At 65.5% G+C, this 17584-nt stretch carries 16 protein-coding genes and 1 other RNA gene; 14 read left to right on the top strand and 3 right to left on the bottom strand.

The window, feature by feature from the left end; translation table 11 throughout:
* Nucleotides 1-35 precede the first annotated feature (35 nt).
* From AC0QTX_RS00635 to AC0QTX_RS00625, 3 genes are all read right to left on the bottom strand, one after another.
* Nucleotides 36-803, bottom strand: coding sequence for an N-acetylmuramoyl-L-alanine amidase (locus AC0QTX_RS00635; RefSeq protein ID WP_474601878.1), 768 nt, complete (start codon nucleotides 801-803; stop codon nucleotides 36-38).
* A gap of 4 nt (nucleotides 804-807) precedes the next feature.
* A complete protein-coding gene (locus tag AC0QTX_RS00630) occupies nucleotides 808-1533 on the bottom strand; it encodes a TerB family tellurite resistance protein (RefSeq protein WP_474601877.1) in 726 nt (241 codons plus the stop codon).
* Between the two features lie 84 nt (nucleotides 1534-1617).
* On the bottom strand, nucleotides 1618-1896 hold the full coding sequence (locus AC0QTX_RS00625) for a glycine zipper domain-containing protein (RefSeq protein ID WP_474601876.1): 279 nt from the start codon (nucleotides 1894-1896) through the stop codon (nucleotides 1618-1620).
* 308 nt (nucleotides 1897-2204) lie between these two features.
* Between AC0QTX_RS00625 and AC0QTX_RS00620 the strand changes: the two genes are divergently transcribed.
* The 14 genes from AC0QTX_RS00620 to murB all read left to right on the top strand — a co-directional run bounded on the left by AC0QTX_RS00620 (nucleotide 2205) and on the right by murB (nucleotide 17530).
* Nucleotides 2205-2984 carry a transglycosylase SLT domain-containing protein gene (locus tag AC0QTX_RS00620; RefSeq protein WP_474601875.1) on the top strand — a complete coding sequence of 260 codons (780 nt, stop codon included), beginning with the start codon at nucleotides 2205-2207 and terminating at the stop codon, nucleotides 2982-2984.
* A 47-nt stretch (nucleotides 2985-3031) separates the two neighbouring features.
* Nucleotides 3032-3424: RNase P RNA component class A (rnpB, locus tag AC0QTX_RS00615), an RNA gene on the top strand.
* Nucleotides 3425-3734: 310 nt separating this feature from the next.
* Complete coding sequence (gene mraZ / locus AC0QTX_RS00610; protein ID WP_474601874.1) at nucleotides 3735-4232, top strand: division/cell wall cluster transcriptional repressor MraZ; 498 nt, start codon at nucleotides 3735-3737, stop codon at nucleotides 4230-4232.
* Nucleotides 4229-5278, top strand: coding sequence for a 16S rRNA (cytosine(1402)-N(4))-methyltransferase RsmH (gene rsmH, locus AC0QTX_RS00605; RefSeq protein ID WP_474601873.1), 1050 nt, complete (start codon nucleotides 4229-4231; stop codon nucleotides 5276-5278). The genes mraZ and rsmH overlap by 4 nt, the downstream gene beginning before the upstream one ends.
* The gene (gene ftsL, locus AC0QTX_RS00600; protein WP_474601872.1) at nucleotides 5275-5670 is read left to right on the top strand and encodes a cell division protein FtsL; all 396 of its coding nucleotides are present in this window, start codon (nucleotides 5275-5277) and stop codon (nucleotides 5668-5670) included. Before rsmH ends, ftsL begins: the two co-directional genes overlap by 4 nt.
* A 95-nt stretch (nucleotides 5671-5765) precedes the next feature.
* The gene (locus AC0QTX_RS00595; protein WP_474601871.1) at nucleotides 5766-7553 is read left to right on the top strand and encodes a peptidoglycan D,D-transpeptidase FtsI family protein; all 1788 of its coding nucleotides are present in this window, start codon (nucleotides 5766-5768) and stop codon (nucleotides 7551-7553) included.
* A complete protein-coding gene (locus AC0QTX_RS00590; protein ID WP_474601870.1) occupies nucleotides 7550-9019 on the top strand; it encodes a UDP-N-acetylmuramoyl-L-alanyl-D-glutamate--2,6-diaminopimelate ligase in 1470 nt (489 codons plus the stop codon). The genes AC0QTX_RS00595 and AC0QTX_RS00590 overlap by 4 nt, the downstream gene beginning before the upstream one ends.
* Nucleotides 9016-10449 carry a UDP-N-acetylmuramoylalanyl-D-glutamyl-2,6-diaminopimelate--D-alanyl-D-alanine ligase gene (locus AC0QTX_RS00585; protein ID WP_474601869.1) on the top strand — a complete coding sequence of 478 codons (1434 nt, stop codon included), beginning with the start codon at nucleotides 9016-9018 and terminating at the stop codon, nucleotides 10447-10449. The genes AC0QTX_RS00590 and AC0QTX_RS00585 overlap by 4 nt, the downstream gene beginning before the upstream one ends.
* Nucleotides 10450-10452: 3 nt before the next feature.
* On the top strand, nucleotides 10453-11538 hold the full coding sequence (gene mraY / locus AC0QTX_RS00580) for a phospho-N-acetylmuramoyl-pentapeptide-transferase (protein ID WP_474601868.1): 1086 nt from the start codon (nucleotides 10453-10455) through the stop codon (nucleotides 11536-11538).
* A gap of 5 nt (nucleotides 11539-11543) precedes the next feature.
* Nucleotides 11544-12935: a UDP-N-acetylmuramoyl-L-alanine--D-glutamate ligase gene (gene murD / locus AC0QTX_RS00575; RefSeq protein ID WP_474601867.1), complete on the top strand. Its 1392-nt coding sequence runs from the start codon at nucleotides 11544-11546 to the stop codon at nucleotides 12933-12935.
* Between the two features lie 2 nt (nucleotides 12936-12937).
* The gene (locus AC0QTX_RS00570) at nucleotides 12938-14077 is read left to right on the top strand and encodes an FtsW/RodA/SpoVE family cell cycle protein (protein ID WP_474601866.1); all 1140 of its coding nucleotides are present in this window, start codon (nucleotides 12938-12940) and stop codon (nucleotides 14075-14077) included.
* Complete coding sequence (gene murG, locus AC0QTX_RS00565; RefSeq protein ID WP_474601865.1) at nucleotides 14074-15198, top strand: undecaprenyldiphospho-muramoylpentapeptide beta-N-acetylglucosaminyltransferase; 1125 nt, start codon at nucleotides 14074-14076, stop codon at nucleotides 15196-15198. Before AC0QTX_RS00570 ends, murG begins: the two co-directional genes overlap by 4 nt.
* The gene (murC, locus tag AC0QTX_RS00560) at nucleotides 15195-16610 is read left to right on the top strand and encodes a UDP-N-acetylmuramate--L-alanine ligase (protein WP_474601864.1); all 1416 of its coding nucleotides are present in this window, start codon (nucleotides 15195-15197) and stop codon (nucleotides 16608-16610) included. Before murG ends, murC begins: the two co-directional genes overlap by 4 nt.
* Entirely contained in the window at nucleotides 16607-17530 is a 924-nt protein-coding gene (murB, locus tag AC0QTX_RS00555; protein WP_474602077.1) for a UDP-N-acetylmuramate dehydrogenase, read from the top strand. The genes murC and murB overlap by 4 nt, the downstream gene beginning before the upstream one ends.
* Nucleotides 17531-17584: the final 54 nt, after the last annotated feature.

Raw genomic sequence — 17584 nt, 5'->3', positions numbered from 1 at the left:
GCCGATTTCCTATAGCGTTGCGAGTTAACTCTTTGTCATGTGGCCGCTTGCGGCCGGGCTGCGATCAGATTGCGCAGGGTCATGATGGTGGAGGCGTCCGCCACGCCGTCGACGCGCTCGGGCCTGAAATGGCGCTGGAAGGCGGTCACCACCTTCTCCGTATCCTCGTCGAAGGTGCCGTTGATCTTCAAACCGTAGCCGTACATCACGAGCATGGCCTGCAGGGCCTCGATGGGCATGCCCTGGTCGCCGCGCGAGAAGAAGCGGCCGTCGCTGGTCGCGGCCGGCGCGACCCAGTGGCCGACGCCCGCCTCGTGCAGAATCTTCCACGGAAAGAGCTCGCCGGGATCGACCTTGCGGCCGGGGGCCACATCCGAGTGGCCGAGCACGCGGGTTGCCGGAATGCGCCAGCGGGTGACGATGTCCTTCGCCAGCGCAGCCACGCTCTCGATCTGTCCCTCGGGGAAGGGCGGCAGGCCGCCCGGATGACCGGAATTGGCGATCTCGATGCCGATGGAGCACGAATTGATGTCGATCTCCCCGTCCCAGGAGGAGAGGCCCGCATGCCAGGCGCGGCGCGATTCCGGCACCAGCTGCAGCACGCGACCGTCGCCGAACACGAAGTAATGGGCCGAGACCTGCGAGACCGGATTGCACAACCACTGCAGGGCTTCGCCCTCGTCCGGCATGCCCGTGTAGTGAAGGATGAGCATGGTCGGGCGCTGACCGTTCTTGCGCTCTCCGTGATTGGGAGACGGAAACACCTTGGCGGCGAGGGGGCTTTCCGGTGTCAGCGCGCTCATGCGGTCACCTGAGATTGCGCTCGGCGGCGACGCGTTCCCAGGCCGCGTTGATGGTGGCAAGGCGCTCGGTGGCGATCTTCACGGCCTCCGGCGGCAGGCCGCGGGCGATCTCCCGGTCGGGGTGGTTGTCGGCGACGAGCCTGCGGTAGTGCCGCTTCAGCTCCTCGTCGCTCATGCTCCGCTCGGCCTTGAGAATGAAATAGGGATCGTCCTCGCGCTTCACGTGGCGGGCGGCGATGCGCTCGAAATCGGTGTCCGAGAAGGCGAAGATCGTCGCCACGTCCTTCAGATAGGCGTATTCCGCCTCGTGAACGGCCTCGTCGGCCTTGGCGATGTGGAACAGGCCGTCGAGCACGTCCTCCAGAAGCGCGGGCTCCTCGTTGAACTCTTCGTAGATCTGTCGGGCGTAGGCCTCGAACCCGTCCGAGGTCTGCATGGCAAGGTTGAACAGGCGCTCGACGCGTTCGTGCTCGCTGTCGGGCACTTCGACGATCTGCTCGAAGGCGCGGACCTCCACGTCGACCACGACACCATCGGCCTTCGCCATCTTGGCGGCGAGCGCCACAAGCCCCATGGTGAAAACGACGTCGCGCGGCGGCTTTCCGAACAAAGCGCCTTCGCGGTCGACGAGAACATGGCCGGCTACGCCGCCCAGGAGAGCGCCGATCGGCCCGCCCAACGCGAGCCCGATGCCGGCACCACTGAGCTTACCCCAAATGGACTGAATCATCTTAGGTAAGTGGTACGCTCAAGTGCAGGAAAAAGAAAAGGGGCCGAGAATGTCTCGGCCCCTTAAATTCGCTTTCAGGCGAGATTAGCGGCAGTACACGTTGCCGTAGACGTCCTGGTAGGTGCCGTAGGGGCATGCCGGGCCGCGCGGAGTCGTGGCTGCGCCGACGACAGCACCGCCGGCTGCACCGATGGCCGCACCGGCCAGCGCGCCACTCGCACGGCCGGTCGCCGCTCCGCCGATGGCTGCGCCAGCAAGGCCGCCGACCGCAGCGCCGCCGACTGCTCGCTCGCCAGGAGTATTGCAGGCTGCCATGGAGAGGGTGAGGGCACCGGCGGCAATGGCTGTCATGATCTTCTTCATGGAGGCTTCCCTGTTGTTGAGCGGGCTAGAGGCAGCCCTGTTTAGCTTGACCTTACGCAGTCGCCAACTCCTGTGCGGAGAAAGAGTTCCTCCCATCCCCCGGAGGGGACGAAAAATTCGAGCCCGCCGGATGAAAAACCGTCCTCTCCCAAGGCTAGAATCATGGCCGAAAAGCCAAGCGCCGCAGAGGGAACACGGTCAAGCTTGAACGAATTCTGAACAAAAATGCGGCCGAATGCGTCACATCTTCGCCTCATTTCGCCGTCACCCACCGCGCCCTTACGGGTATATCCGGATGGAGTTTCGGTTTGACTTGGCAACACTTCCTCAGAACGCTGGCGATTGCAGGCCTTGGCGCAGCGGCGCTGTCCTTGGCATCACAGGCCCGGGCCGAGGGAGGGGAGGCCCCCATCTCGCCTGACAGGGCCGAGGAGTTCCTCGGCGCGGCGGCAGCGGAAGCGGCAGCCTTCGCCGAGGAAGTGGCTGCCGAGGCCTCTGCGGTGGAAGCGTCGGAGCAGGACGCAAAGGGAGCGGACAAGAAAAAGCCGAAGGAGGCATCCAAGGGCGCCAAGATCCAGGCAGCCAAGGTGGAAACGGGCCTGCCCGAGAAGACCGCAAGGGCAGCAGTGGTGCCGAAGGAAGCCGACCAGGAGACCGCGTCCCTCCCTGCGGCGTCTGTCGGGTCCAGGGTCCACAGGTCCGACACGGCTCGTGCCGGAGCGCTCAAGCCTCTGATCGCCCGCTATGCTTCCGAGAATGGGGTGCCTTACGATCTGGCCGATGCCGTGGTACGGCTCGAGAGCCGCTATAATGTCGGCGCGCGCAACGGCCCGAACGTCGGCCTCACCCAGATCAACGTCCGCACGGCCCAGTCACTGGGCTACCAAGGTCCCGCCGCGGGTCTCTTCGATGCGGAAACGAATCTCCGCTATGGCCTCAAATATCTGGCCACCGCCTACAGGCTTGCCGGAGGGGACACCTGCGGCACGATCCTGCGTTACCAGTTCGGCCACCGTACCCAGACCATGACCGCAGCGTCCCGGGCCTATTGCGCCAAGGTGAAGGTGATCACGGCCGCAGCCGATTGATCGGCTGGCCTTGACGGCAGGACCCTTTTGGCACCACATCCCCTCCGTCAGCCGGCCGGGCGGCCGCTTCGAGTTCAGCTCGGGGAGGAAAGTCCGGGCTCCATGGAAGCAAGGTGCCGGATAACGTCCGGCGGGGGAAACCCTAGGGAAAGTGCCACAGAAAGCAGACCGCCCCGCAAGGTCTTCGGACCCCGGGGTCAGGGTGAAAGGGTGCGGTAAGAGCGCACCGCGGACGCAGCAATGCGGACGGCATGGTAAACCCCACCAGGAGCAAAACCGAATAGGGACGACAGGCGTTCGCGCCAGGCCTGCTTCCAGGCTGGTCGTCCGGGTTGGTTGCTAGAGGCGGTCAGCAATGATCGTCCCAGAGGAATGGTCGCCACGTCCAGGGTCTTAGACCTTGGGCCCTACAGAACCCGGCTTACAGGCCGGCTGACCCCATCTTTCCACAGGCCGGATTTTGCATGAATCGTGAGCAAAGCTTTGCTCTGCTTACGATTCATTAACCGTAAATGCGTCTCATGGGGAACGCATGCCAAGAGGCCTGCGCTCCCTCTCCGTTCCGTTGACGACCATTATATCCCATGTTATCCCAAACCATCCCGTCGACGGTGTCTTCCGAAGAGGGCGTCAAGCACCCGAGAAGTGCTGCCGTTCTGCTTCGGAAAGTAGCGTCCCCACCGAGAGCGGGTGGCGGATCGTCAAGATCCGCCGGGGGGCTGACAATCAGGAGCGTGCGAGCTGCGGCCAATGAACCGCTTCGTGTCCAATTTCAACAACAAGTTGGATTCGAAGGGTCGCGTCTCGATCCCCGCATCCTTCAGGGCCGTGTTGGCCCGGGATGGATTCGAGGGGCTCTACGTGCATCCGGCGCTGGACGCGCCGGCGCTGGACGCAGGCGGCAACGTGCTTCTGAACGAGATCGATGCGTTCTTGTCGACGCTGTCGCCCTATTCGGACGAGCGGGATCAGCTGTCGACGGCATTGTTCGGGACCAGCGAGATTTTGAAGGTCGATCCGGAGGGGCGTGTCATCCTGACGGATACGGTAAAAGTCCATGCCGGGATCGGCGATACGGTGACGTTCGTCGGACTTGGTCACAAGTTCCAGATTTGGGAGCCCGAGCGCTTCCGTGCGCACTTGGAGGAGGCGCGCACGAAGGTCCGAGACCTGAAGAAAGCGTTGGGCAATCGAGTTGTGGAACCGAGGCTAGTGCAGAACACCTCACCAGGAGTACGGGAGCGATGATGGGACGCGGCGACGGCCCAGGAGCCGGAGCCGCTGGCGGACCGTCCCGTCACGTTCCTGTTCTCCTGGCGGAGGTTGGCACGGCACTCGATGTAAGTCGCGGTGGCGTTTTCATCGACGGCACGTTCGGCGCGGGCGGCTACACGCGCGCCATTCTCGACGCCCATCCGCACAACAAGGTCATTGCCATCGACCGCGATCCCGATGCGATCGCAGGCGGAGCAGCACTCGCGGCCAAATTCAAGAAACGCCTGATCCTCGTGCCCGGGCGCTTCGGCGACCTCGACGAAATCGCACGCGAGCAGGGGTTCGAGAACGTCGACGGCATCGTGCTCGACATCGGCGTGTCGTCCATGCAGCTCGATCAGGCTGAACGCGGCTTCTCGTTCCGCAACGAAGGTCCGCTCGACATGCGCATGGAGCAGTCGGGCCCCAGTGCGGCGGACCTGGTCAACGAGGCGTCCGAGGCCGAACTTGCGGATATCTTCTATCATTATGGCGAGGAGCGGCGCGCCCGAGCCGTCGCGCGCGCCGTGATCGAGGCACGGCGGCGCCAGCCCTTCGAGAACACGCGGCAGCTCGCCGATCTCGTGGCCTCGCTGATCCGCCAGGAACCCAGCGGGATTCATCCCGCCACTCGGGTGTTCCAGGGGCTGCGGATTGCCGTCAACGACGAACTCGGCGAGCTGGCCCGCGCCCTCCACGCGGCCGAACGCGTACTCAAGCCCGGCGGACGTCTCGTGGTCGTCACGTTCCATTCGCTGGAAGACCGCATCGTGAAGCAGTTCTTCGCCGCCCGCACCGGACGCGCGCCCACCGGCTCGCGTCATCTGCCGACAGCAGCGGCACCGGAAGCCACCTTCGATGCGATCACCCGCGGTCCCGTCACCCCGACCGAGCAGGAGATGGCGCGCAATCCGCGGGCACGCTCGGCGAAGCTGCGGGCCGGGGTACGCACGGATACGCCGCCGCAGGAACCTTTGAGCGCCATCACCATGTTGGCCGAACTGCCGCAAACGTCCGAGAAGAAGGGAGGGCGCCGGTGATCCGACTGCTCCATATCATCGCGATATCCGCCCTCATCGCATCGGCGGGCTACGCCTATTCGATCAAGTACGAGACCCTCTACTATGTGGAGCAGGTGGCGAAGCTGAAGGCGCAGGTGGGCCGCGAGCGCGAGGCCATCGCCGTGCTCCAGGCCGAGTGGCAATACCTCGATCGCCCCGACCGCCTTCAGGAGGCTGCCGACAAGCACCTCGATCTGCAGGCTCTGAAGATCCAGCAGCTCGCGCGTCTGTCCGACTTGCCGAACCGTCCCTCCCGCGAGGATGAGATCGGCCGCAAGCTCGAGGCTCTCGGATTGCTCGAGCCGACCTCGACTCCGAAGGACAGGAATTCGGACGCCCGCACCCCGACGACTCAAACTCCGAAACGGTGAGCCTCGTGTCGCAAGAGCCCCAAACCGAATGGCAGGGTGAAACCACCCATGGAGCATCGGACCCAAAAGTGGATTCCACTTTTGGGACGAATCCGATGCTCACTCCTTTGAACAGCACGTCGTATGAAGCGGAAGACCGGGGCCACTTGTCCGCGCGACGTGCCAAGCGCGGCGTTCTCGGCCACGCCCGCGAGCTGTTTCGCCTGCGCCATGACAAGAGCACGTCGCGCGTCGGTCTCGCGGCCGTGTGCTTCGTCGGCCTGTTCGGGCTGATCGGCGGACGCCTTGTCCACCTCGCGGTGACCAGCGAGAACACGAGCGAAGTGCGTCGTGCGGCATCATCCGAAATCTCCGCCGCGCGTCCCGACATCGTCGATCGGAACGGTGAGATCCTCGCCACCGACGTGAAGATGGTGTCGGTCTTCGCCGAGCCGCGCAACATCGTCGACAAGGACGAGGCGGTCGAGCTCCTCACCGCTGTGCTTCCCGACCTCGATGCCACGGATCTGCGCAACAAGCTCGGCACGAAGAAGGGCTTCGTCTGGGTCAAGCGCGAGATCACGCCGCGCCAGCAGGCGGAGGTGCACCGTCTCGGCATTCCCGGCATCGGCTTCCTGCCTGAGAACAAGCGCGTCTATCCCAACGCAGAGGCGGCCGCCCACGTGCTCGGCTTCGCCAACGTCGACAACGTCGGCATCGCGGGAATCGAGAAATACATCGACAGCATGGGCCTGCAGGACCTCAACGGCGCGGGCTTCAACATCTCCGCGGCCGACCTGAAGCCCATCCAGCTTTCCCTTGACCTGCGCGTGCAGCACGCCCTTCGCGACGAGCTGGCGAAAGGCATGGCGAAGTTCAAGGCCAAGGCCACGGCGGGTGCGATCCTAGACGTGAACACGGGCGAGATCATCGCCCTCGTGTCGCTGCCCGACTACGATCCCAACAACCCGGTCGATGCCCTCGACAAGGACCGGATCAACCGCATCAATGTCGGCGTGTTCGAGATGGGATCGACCTTCAAGGCGCTCACCGTCGCGATGGCGCTCGATTCCGGCAAGTACAACATCAACTCAACCTTCGATGCGCGCTCAGGCCTGCGCTACGGCCGCTTCACCATCGGCGACTACCATCCGACCCGGCGCGTTCTCAGCACGCCGGAAGTGTTCGTGCATTCCTCGAACATCGGCACGGCCCGCATGGCGCTCGGCATCGGCGTCGAGGGTCACAAGGCGTTCCTGCGCAAGATGGGCCAGCTCTCCCGGCTCGAGACCGAGATGCCGGAGAACGCATTGCCGATCATCCCGCCGCGCTGGGGCGAGCTCAACACCATGACGATCGCCTTCGGCCATGGTCTTGCGGTCGCGCCGCTCCAGGCTCTCATGGCCGTGGGTGCGCTGGTCAATGGCGGCGCGCTGATCAAGCCGACCGTCCTCAAGCGCTCGGAGGAAGAAGCGCGCCAGAACGCCCTGCAGGTCATCAAGCCGGAGACCAGCGAGGCCATGCGCTATGTGATGCGCCTCAACGCGTCGACACCGGAAGGTTCGGCGGGCAATGCCTCGATCGCCGGCTTCTTCGTCGGCGGCAAGACCGGCACCGCCGAGAAGGTGATCGGCGGCCGCTACGCCAAGAACAAGAACCTCACCACCTTCACGGCGGTGGTGCCGTCCGACAAGCCGAAATACGTGTTCCTGACCATCCTGGACGAGCCGCAGGCAGTGGAAGGCACCTATGGTTTCTCGACGGCAGGCTGGAACGCAGCTCCCGTGACGGGCAATATCATCGAGCGCATCGCGCCCCTGCTCGGCGTGCCGCCGCGCTTCGAGCCGCCGGCTCAGCCCTTCCCGCTCATGTCGCGCCTCGGCGCCTGGGGCAGCAACCGATGAGCGCGCAGACCATGTCTCTCGGCGAACTTCTCGACATCCCGGCAGGCGACGCTCAGGCGTCCCTTTCCGTATCGAAGATCGCCTCCGACAGCCGCAAGGTGGAGCCCGGCACCCTGTTCTTCGCCGTGCCCGGCACCAAAGTGGACGGGATGAGCTTCGTGCCTCAGGCAGCGTCCGCAGGCGCGGTCGCCATCGTGGGCGAGGCCGAGCGACCGATCGATCTGCCGGAGCACGTCGCCTATGTGCCGGTGAAGGATGTGCGCCGGACGCTGGCTCTCGCGGCGGCGCGGTTCCATCCGAGGCAGCCCGAGAAGGTCGTCGCCGTCACGGGCACGAGCGGCAAGAGCTCGGTGGCCGACTTCACACGTCAGCTCTTCGCTCATCTGGGCCACAAATCCGCGAGCGTCGGCACCCTCGGCATCATCACGTCGGACGGTGCGGCCTACGGTTCGCTCACCACCCCCGATCCGATTTCCCTGCACCAGACCTTCGACCGCCTGACAGGTGACGGCGTCACGCGCCTTGCCATGGAGGCTTCGTCGCACGGCATCGACCAGCGCCGCCTCGACGGGGTGCGCCTGAGTGCTGCAGGCTTCACCAATCTCGGCCGCGACCACCTCGATTATCACGCCACCACGGAAGCCTATGCGGCGGCGAAGCTTCGCCTCTTCGATACGCTTCTGCCGCAGGACGCACCGGCCATCATCAACGCGGACGGTCCCTATGCGGACGTGTTCCTGCATGGTGTGCAAAACCGCGGCCTGAAGGTCATCACCACCGGCAGCATGGGCGAGACCATCCGTCTCGTCGAGGCGCGCGGGGAAGGCTTCACGCAGGCGCTCACCATTGAAGCTTATGGGACGACGATCCAGACAACCTTGCCGCTCCTCGGCGCCTTCCAGGTCGAGAACGCCCTCGTCGCGGCTGCTCTCGTGCTGGCGGTCGAAGGCGAGGGCAGGGCGGCCGAGGTGTTCGAGGGCTTCAAGACCCTGAGGGGTGTCTCCGGCCGGCTGGAGCAGGTGGGCGAGGTGGATGGCGCCATCTGCATCGTCGATTATGCTCACAAGCCCGATGCCCTCGCCCATGTGCTCGATGCCCTGCGCCCCTTCGTGAAGGGAAAGCTGTTCTGCATCGTGGGTTGCGGCGGCGACCGGGACCGGGGCAAGCGCCCGCTCATGGGCCGCATCGCCAACGACAAGGCGGATGTGGTCATCGTCACGGACGATAATCCCCGCTCCGAGGATCCTGCCGCCATCCGGGCCGAGGTCATGAAAGCTGCGCCGCGCGCTCGAGAGATCGGCGACCGCGCTCAAGCCATCCGCACCGCCGTGAGCGAGCTTCGCCAGGGCGATATTCTGGTCGTGGCCGGCAAAGGCCATGAAACGGGCCAAATCATCGGCGACCGGACCCTGCCGTTCTCGGACCACGACGAGGTCCGGGCGGCCATTGCAGCGAGGCAGGGATGAATTCGCCCCTTTGGACATCGGACGAGATCGCAGCCGCCACAGGCGCCCGCATCGGCAGCGGCTTCGCGCAGGCGACCGGGGCCTCCATCGACACGCGGACGCTCGAGCCCGGCGATCTCTACTTCGCCATCAAGGGCGACGTGCATGACGGCCACGATTTTGTGCCGGCGGCCCTGGAGAAGGGGGCATCCGCGGCAATCGTGTCAGAGGAAAAGGCTCCTGAATTCGCGGGCTCCGACAGGCTGATCGTGGTGCCCGATGTGCTCGAGGCCATGCGCCAGATGGGCCGTGCCGCGCGCAAGCGCACGAATGCCAGGATCGTCGCCGTCACCGGCTCGGTCGGCAAGACCGGCACGAAGGAGGCTATGCGCCTTGCGCTCTCCCGCCAGGGCGCGACGCATGCTTCGGTTGCCTCCTACAACAACCATTGGGGCGTGCCGCTCACGCTCGCCCGCATGCCGCGGGAAGCCGAGTTCGGGGTGTTCGAGATCGGCATGAACCATGCCTGCGAGATCCTGCCGCTCACCGGCATGGTCCGCCCGCATGTGGCGGTGATCACCACGGTCGAGCCGGTCCATATCGAGTTCTTTCCCTCGCTCTGGGGCATTGCTGACGCCAAGGGCGAGATCTTTTCAGGCCTGGAGCCCGGCGGCACGGCGGTCATCAACCGCGACAATGCCTATTTCGAGCGCATGCGCGCCCATGCCCATACCTCCGCTGCGGGTCGCATCATCAGCTTCGGCGAGCACGAGGCGGCGGATATCCGCGCGAACCGCATCATCGTGAAGCCCGACCACTCGGTGGTCGACGCCACGATCTTCGGCCAGCCCCTGACCTACAGGATCGGCACGGCGGGCCGCCATCACGCGCTCAATTCCCTGAGCGTTCTCGCAGCCTCCCATGCGCTCGGCGCCGACCTGGCGCTGGTGGCGCTCTCCTTCGCGGAGCTCAAGCCGCCGGTCGGGCGCGGCGAGCGCACCATGCTGGCGATCGGTGAGGGCGAGGCCCTGCTGATCGACGAGAGCTACAACGCCAACCCGGCCTCCATGCGCGCCGCGCTGGCCAATCTCGGGGCTGTGGAACTCGGCCGCGGGGCGCGGCGGATTGCCGTGCTGGGCGACATGAAGGAATTGGGCGAGACAGGGCCGCGACTTCACGCGGAATTGGCAGAGGCGGTGCACACCAACAGGATCGATCTGGTCTTCGCTGCGGGTGCCCTGATGCAGAACCTCGTGGACGAATTGCCGAAAGCACTTGTGGCCGCTCATGCGGATACCTCCGCCGATCTGGTCGACGCGGTCAGCGCGGCGGTTCGGCCCGGCGATGCAATCACCGTCAAGGGCTCGCTCAGCATGAAGATGGCCCTGGTTGTCAAAGCTCTGAAAGAACGTTACGGCGCGAGCCCAGCGGCCCACGCGCTGAAAGGATAATCGATGTTAACCTGGTTGGCTGAGCTCAGCCCCTATTTCAGCCCCCTCAACATCTTCCGCTACATCACGTTCCGCACCGGGGGCGCGACGGCCACGGGCATGCTGTTCGTGTTCCTGTTCGGCCCGGCGATCATCTCGCTCCTGCGCGTGCGCCAGGGCAAGGGGCAGCCTATCCGCGAGGACGGACCGCAATCGCATCTTCTGACGAAGCGCGGCACGCCCACCATGGGCGGCCTGATGATCCTCGCGGGCGTGCTCGTCTCGACGCTGCTGTGGGCGAACCTCGAGAACCACTATGTCTGGATCGTGCTGTTCGTCACCGTGGGCTTCGGCGCCATCGGCTTCTATGACGACTACCTGAAGGTGACGAAGCAGTCGCATAAGGGCTTTTCCGGCCGCTCCCGTCTCACCATCGAGGCGATCATCGCCGTCGTTGCCTGCCTGGCGATCTCCTACATGGCCACGCCAGGATTGGCGAACAAGCTGGCTCTGCCCTTCTCGAAGGATCTGATCCTGAACCTCGGATGGTTCTACGTGATCTTCGCCGGCTTCGTGATCGTCGGCGCCGGCAACGCGGTGAACATCACCGACGGTCTCGACGGTTTGGCCATCGTGCCCGTGATGATCGCGGCCGGTACCTTCGGCTTCATCGCCTATCTCGCCGGCAACGCAGTGTTCTCCAACTACCTGCAGATCCACTTCGTGCCCGGCACCGGCGAACTTGCCGTGCTCTGCGGCGCGCTGATCGGGGCTGGCCTCGGCTTCCTCTGGTTCAACGCGCCGCCGGCGCAGATCTTCATGGGCGACACGGGCTCGCTGGCGCTCGGCGGCATGCTCGGCGCCATTGCGGTTGCGGCCAAGCACGAGATCGTGCTGGCCATCGTGGGTGGCCTGTTCGTGCTGGAGATCCTGTCCGTCATCATCCAGGTCACGTCGTTCAAGCTCACGGGCAAGCGCGTCTTCAAGATGGCGCCGATCCACCACCACTTCGAGCAGATGGGCTGGACCGAGCCGCAGGTGGTGATCCGCTTCTGGATCATCGCCGTCATTCTGGCCCTCACCGGCCTCGCCACCCTCAAGCTCCGGTAAAAAGCATGATTCCCGTCACCACCTTCGCAGGCAGGACAGTCGCCCTCTTCGGCCTCGGCGGCTCGGGGCTGGTGACGGCGCTTGCCTTGAAGGAGGGTGGGGCGCGGGTGATCGCCTGCGACGACAATCCGGCGAAGATGGCCGAAGCGGAAGGGAAGGGCATCGAGACTGCCGACCTGCGCCAGGTCGACTGGCAGCAGTTCTCGTGCTTCATCCTGTCGCCCGGCGTGCCGCTCACCCATCCGGAGCCTCACTGGTCGGCGAAGCTGGCGCGTAACGCCGGCATCGAGATCATCGGCGACATCGAACTGTTCTGCCGCGAGCGGGCCAGGATCGCCCCGAATGCGCCCTTCGTGGCGATCACCGGCACCAACGGCAAATCCACCACCACGGCCCTCATCGCGCATATCTTGCGGGAGGCGGGCCGCGACGTGCAGATGGGCGGCAACATCGGCACGGCGATCCTCTCGCTCGCGCCGCCGGCGGACAATCGCATCCATGTAATCGAGTGCTCCTCGTTCCAGATCGATCTCGCGCCTTCGCTCAACCCCACCATCGGCGTCCATCTCAACCTCTCGCCCGACCACATCGACCGCCATGGGACGATGGAGCTTTACGCGGCGATCAAGGAGCGGCTGGTGGCGAAAGCGGGCCTTGCGGTCATCGGCGTCGACGATCCGATGAGCCGCGCGATCGCCGATGCCTGCGAGGCCAAGGGCGTGAACGTTGCCCGGATTTCGGTCGAGCCGCTTGGGGTAAAGGGGGTCTTTGCGGATGGCGAAACGCTTGTGGGCGTGACGGGAGCCGATGCTGCTCCGATCGCCGATCTGTCGGGCATCGGTACGCTTCGCGGCGCTCACAATGCTCAGAACGCCGCTGCGGCTGTCGCCATCGCGCTCGCTTTGAACGTTTCGCCGGAAGCGATCCGCTCCGGCCTTCATACGTTCCCGGGACTGCCGCATCGCATGGAAGAGGTCGGTCGCATTCGGTCAACCCTCTACATCAACGATTCCAAAGCCACCAACGCGGACTCCACCGAGAAGGCACTGAAGTCCTTCGACGACATCTTCTGGATTCTCGGCGGCAAGGCGAAGGAAGGCGGCATCGAGCCGCTGACCTCCTATTTTCCTAAGGTCCGCAAGGCCTATCTCATCGGCGCCGCTGCGGATGAATTTGCCGGAACGCTCGGCGCCGACGTTCCGCACGTCCATTGCGGCACCCTCGACAAGGCCGTGGAGCAGGCGGCCTCCGATGCGCAGGCGCTGGGCAGACACGCCGTCGTGCTGCTGTCGCCGGCCTGTGCGTCCTACGACCAATTTGCCAATTACGAAGTGCGCGGAAACCATTTCCGCGATCTGGTCCGGGCATTACCCGGCATCGAAGCCAGGGGGGCTTGAAGATGGTGTCACGCGCGGAACGCTCGGCTTTCGGCGATTGGTGGTGGACGGTCGACCGTTCGCTCCTCGCAGGCCTCGCCATTCTCATGCTGGCAGGCCTTGTCTTCCTCATGGCGGGCGGCCCGCCCGTCGCGGAGCGGCTCGGGCTCTCCACCTTTCATTTCGTGAACCGGCAGGTGATGTTCCTCGTCCCGGCTCTTTTGATCATCGTCAGCGTCTCGTTCCTGTCTCTGCGCCATCTGCGGCGGTTGGCTCTCATCGTCTATGCGGCGGGAATGGTCCTGATCCTGCTCGCGTTCCAGTACGGTCCCGAGATCAAGGGTGCTCATCGCTGGATCATGATCGGCCCGCTTGGTCTCCAACCCTCGGAGTTCGTGAAGCCTGCCTTCGTGGTGCTCTCGGCTTGGGCCTTCTCGGAAGGCGCGCGGCGCAAGGACGTGCCGGGCACGCTGCTGGCCTTCCTGCTTCTGCCCGCCACCATCATCCCGCTCATCCTGCAGCCTGATTTCGGTCAGACCATGCTCGTCACCATCGTGTGGTGCGGCCTGTTCTTCGTCGCCGGCCTGCACTGGTTCTGGGTGATGGGTCTCGGCGCAGGCGGACTCGTGGGCATCGGCGCGGCCTATCAGTTCCTGCCGCACGTGCGCGCCCGCATCGAGCGCTTCCTCGACAAGGATTCCGGCGACACGTTCCAGGTCGACACGGCCATGGAATCCTTCTCCCGCGGCGGCTGGCTCGGGCGCGGCCCAGGCGAAGGCTCGGTCAAGCGCATCCTGCCCGACGCGCATACCGACTTCATCTTCGCCGTCACGGCGGAGGAGTTCGGCATCATCGTGTGCATCGCGCTGCTCATGGTCTTCGCCTTCATCGTGCTGCGCGGCCTCACGCTCGCCCGCCGCAACGAGGATACCTTCTGCCGCCTTGCGGCCACGGGCCTCATCTTCATGTTCGGCCTGCAGGCCTGCATCAACATGATGGTGAACGTGCACCTCATGCCGGCCAAGGGCATGACGCTGCCCTTCATCTCCTATGGCGGCTCCTCGCTGCTGTCGCTGGCCATCGGCATGGGCTTCCTCATCGCACTCACGCGGCGTCGCCCGCGCGCCGAGATGATGGATCATTTCGGCCAGGATCGGGTTTGAGGATGAACGCGCCTCTCATCCTCCTGACCGCCGGAGGCACCGGCGGTCATCTGTTTCCGGCCGAGGCGCTTGCCAATGCGCTCAAGGCGTCTGGTGCTCGCGTGGCACTCGCCACCGATAAGCGCGCCAATGCCTATGCGGGCTCGTTCCCGGCCGACGAGATCGTCGAGATTCCCTCCGCCACTCCCTCGGGCCGCTCCATCCCGAAGATGGCGCAGGCCGCGTTCATGCTGGGACAGGGGACCCTGAAGTCCATGTCGGCGATCCGCCGGATGAAGCCCGCCGTGGTGGTGGGGTTCGGCGGCTATCCCACCGTGCCGCCGGTCATCGCCGCCTCACTCCTCAAGGTCCCGACCGTGATCCACGAGGCGAACGGCGTGATGGGGCGGGCCAACCGCCTGCTCGCCCGCCGCGCCACCGTGATCGCCATGGGCTTCGCCGACACCAAGGGCATTCCAGCCCAGGTGCCGGGCAAGACCATCCATACCGGCAACCCGATCCGTCCGGCGGTCCTGGAGGCGGCGAAGCAGGCTTATGCCCCGCTGGGTCCGGGGGACAAGCTGCGCCTTCTCGTGGTCGGCGGCAGCCAGGGCGCCCGCGTGATGAGCGACGTGGTGCCGCCTGCCATCGGGCTTCTGCCGCCCGAGCTTCGATCCCGCATCGCCGTCACCCAGCAGGCGCGGGGCGAGGATCTGGAGCGGGTTCGCGACCATTACCGGCGCATGAATGTGGAATTCGAGGCCGAGCCCTTCTTCAAGGACCTGCCGCACCGGCTGGCCCAGGCTCATCTGGTGGTCTCCCGCTCCGGCGCCTCGACCGTGGCGGAACTGGCCGTAATCGGCCGCCCCTCGATCCTCGTGCCCCTGCCGGGCTCCCTCGATCAGGACCAGGCGGCCAATGCCAAAACCTTAGGCGATCTGGGAGCCGCCATCGTTTGCCCGCAATCGGACTTCACCCCTGAGCGGCTGGCCGGCGAGCTTCAAGCCTTCTTTCAAGAGCCTGACCGCTTGACGGGAGCCGCCGCCGCCGCACATAGCGCCAGCATCACGGATGCGGCGGAGCGCCTGGCTCAGGCCGTCCTCACCCTCATTTCTGCGAATCATAACGGAAAAAGCCCATGAAACTGCCGCCGAAGCTAGGCCCCATTCATTTCATCGGCATCGGCGGCATCGGCATGTCGGGCATCGCCGAGGTCATGCACAATCTGGGCTACACGGTTCAGGGCTCGGACGCCGCCGACAACTACAACGTCAAGCGGCTGGCCGACAAAGGCATGAAGACCTTCATCGGCCACAAGGCCGAGAACGTGGACGATGCCGAGATCGTCGTGGTTTCCACGGCCATCAAGCGCGACAACCCGGAACTGGTCGTCGCCCGCGAGAAGCGCCTGCCCGTGGTGCGCCGCGCCGAGATGCTGGCCGAGCTCATGCGCTTCAAGTCCTGCGTGGCGGTGGCCGGCACCCATGGCAAGACCACCACGACCTCGCTGGTCGCAACGCTGCTCGATGCCGGCGGCCTGGATCCCACAGTGATCAACGGCGGAATCATCAATGCCTATGGCACCAACGCCCGCATGGGCGACGGTCAGTGGATGGTGGTGGAGGCGGATGAATCCGACGGCACCTTCCTGAAGCTGCCGGCGGATGTTGCCATCGTGACCAACATCGACGCTGAGCATCTCGACCATTTCGGCACCTTCGACGCGATCAAGGACTCGTTCCACTCCTTCATCAACTCGATCCCGTTCTACGGCTTTGCCGTCATGTGCATCGACCATCCGACCGTGCAGGACCTCGTGGGCCGCATCGAGGACCGTCGCATCATCACCTATGGCGAGAACCCGCAGGCCGACGTGCGGATCATGGATGTGGATCCGCGCGGCGGGCAGACCAAGTTCCGCGTGATGATCCGCGATCGCCGCCCGGGCTTCCGCCTCGAGCTCGAAGACCTCGTCCTGCCCATGCCGGGCGCGCACAACGCGCTCAACGCCACGGCGGCCATCGCGGTGGCGCATGAGCTCGGCGTCTCGCCCGATGCGATCCGCAAGGCGCTTGCCGGCTTCGGCGGCGTGAAGCGCCGCTTCACCCGCACGGGCGAGTGGAACGGCGTCACGGTCTTCGACGATTACGGCCACCACCCCATCGAGATCGCCGCGGTGCTCAAAGCCGCCCGCGCTTCCACGGACGGTCAGGTCATTGCCGTAGTGCAGCCGCACCGCTATTCGCGCCTGTCGTCCCTGTTCGATCAGTTCTGCACCTGCTTCAACGATGCGGACGCGGTCATCGTCGCGCCGGTCTATGCGGCGGGCGAGCAGCCGATCCCCGGCGCCGACCGCGACGGCCTCGTGTCGGGCCTGAAAGCCCGCGGCCATCGCAACGTGATGGCGCTGGAGAGGTCGGAAGAGCTCGCCGGTCTCGTCAAGGGCGTGGCGAAGCCGGGCGACTATGTGATCTGCCTCGGTGCCGGCAACATCACGCAATGGGCCTATGCGCTTCCGACCGAGCTCGAGGCTCTGGGCGAGAAGGCGGCCTGATGTTTGCCGATATCACCGCCGACCTGAAGGCCCGCATGCCCGAGTTGCGGGGCAAGCTGGATGCGAATGCGCCGACGGCGCCCCTGTCCTGGTTCCGCACGGGCGGCCCGGCGCAGGTGCTGTTCACGCCGGTGGACGCGGACGATCTCGCGTATTTCCTGCAGCGCCTCGACCGCAGCGTGCCGGTTCTCGTGGTGGGCCTCGGCTCCAACCTCCTCATCCGCGACGGCGGATGGGAAGGTGTGGTGATTCGCCTGGGGAAAGGCTTCGCCGAGATGTCGGTGGAGCCCGGCCTTCGCGTGCGCGCCGGTGCCGGCGCTCCCGACGTGAAGGTGGCGCGCGCGGCGGCGGAGGCCGGCATCGCTGGCCTGTCCTTCCTGCGCGGCATTCCCGGTACCATCGGCGGGGCCCTGCGCATGAACGGCGGCGCCTATGGCGGCGAAACCAAGGATGTGCTCGTCGAGGCCAAGGGCGTGACCCGCACGGGCGAGACCGTGTCCTTCACCAACGCCCGGATGGGCTTCACCTATCGCCATTCCTCCGTGCCCGACGACGTGATCTTCACCGAGGCCCTGTTCGAGGGCCGTCCGGGCAACCCGGAGGAGATCCTCGCCGAGATGAACGCCATCACCGAGGCGCGCTCCTCGACCCAGCCGGTCAACACCCGCACGGGCGGCTCCACCTTCAAGAATCCGCCGGGCCGCAAGGCCTGGGAGCTGGTCGACGCCGCAGGCTGCCGGGGGCTGCGTGTGGGCGATGCCCAGGTCTCCGAGATGCACTGCAACTTCCTGATCAACCACGGCTCCGCCTCCGCGGCCGACATCGAGGGTCTCGGCGAGGAGGTCCGCCGCCGCGTCCGCGAGATGTCGGGCGTGGAGCTCGAATGGGAGATCAAGCGGGTCGGGATTGCCATCGCATAGTGCGGCCCCAGCGGGCCGCGCTAGCGAAAAGTGGATCCGGTTTTCCCGTTCCGA

It is taken from the genome of Microvirga sp. jy35 (assembly GCF_056148915.1).
This window is presented reverse-complemented; position numbering and strand designations above follow the sequence as displayed.